The organism is Salinicola sp. (assembly GCF_982684285.1).
The window spans coordinates 1-1,034 of record NZ_CEXLVS010000538.1; the positions used below are offsets into that span (position 1 = coordinate 1).

Genomic DNA, 1,034 nt, shown 5'->3' on the forward strand with positions numbered 1-1,034 from the left:
CATTACTTTTATGCTAACCAGGCTTTCATTAGATATACATAATATTAAGTATATTATTAATTAGTACTTTATGTCTAAAAATCTTAAGATTAGTACAACTAAAGCCTATTAATTAATATGTTTATTATTAATTATACTCGTAGTGTTCTACTACGTTTAAAAGTATCCTAAAGTAAGCTTCGCGCTTAAATGCTTTCAGCACTTATCTTTAACTGACGTAGCCTTCCTGCCATGCCTATGCGAACTATTTACTTAAGTATAAGTAAATGATATATCTTATAATGATATATAACATAAACAATAGGTAAACCATAGGTCAATATACCCAACTCCTTTCGTACGAAGGGGCTATCTTTATTCTACTTTAATTTCCTCTAGAAGATAGAAACCATACTGTCTCACGACGTATTAAACCCAGCTCATGTAGCTCTTTAATCGACGAACAGTCGAACCCTTCATGATTTTTGCATTCATGTGGATGAGCTAAGCCGACATCGAGGTGCCAAACCGCGCACTCAATTTGTACTCTCTTGCGCAAATTAGCCTGTTCAATTTTGTTATCATAAAAGTTTTCTTTTACTTCCAATTTTTTCAAATTGGTTCAGACTATTTCATCATTTTTATTAATTATAATTAGGTTAATATTAATTTATTAAACTCCACTCACTCAACCTTTAACTCCAAAAGATCCTATACGTGATTTAGAATTTAATTTTGTATATTGTAAATTAGGTTTTTCATTTCCTCTTATTAAAGATGAAGGATAACCTTGAATTGTTGTATATGTATTTGCTAAATTACCTTTATACTTAAATTTATATTGTGATCTTGAAGCTGTATAACGTTTAGTTAATCTTCCTGCTGCTTCTAATCTTACACCTGATACTCTTTTATATTTAATATCATCTAATATTACTTTTTTTAAATTATCTGAATTTTTTTTATTATATTGCATTAATTTATTTAATAAATTATTTGTAGTATCTATATTATTTATATTAAATAAATTTTCTAAGTTAAAATAATATTTAGAT

At 27.4% G+C, this 1,034-nt stretch carries 1 protein-coding gene and 1 other annotated feature; the gene reads right to left on the reverse strand.

Annotation, left to right across the window (positions count from 1 at the left end):
• Positions 1 to 52: 52 nt before the first annotated feature.
• Positions 53 to 583 (reverse strand) — a sequence feature (23S ribosomal RNA rRNA prediction is too short).
• 84 nt (positions 584 to 667) lie between these two features.
• Positions 668 to 1,034 (reverse strand): hypothetical protein (locus AC3AYF_RS21760; protein ID WP_487780547.1); only part of this gene is annotated, 367 nt, incomplete at its 5' end.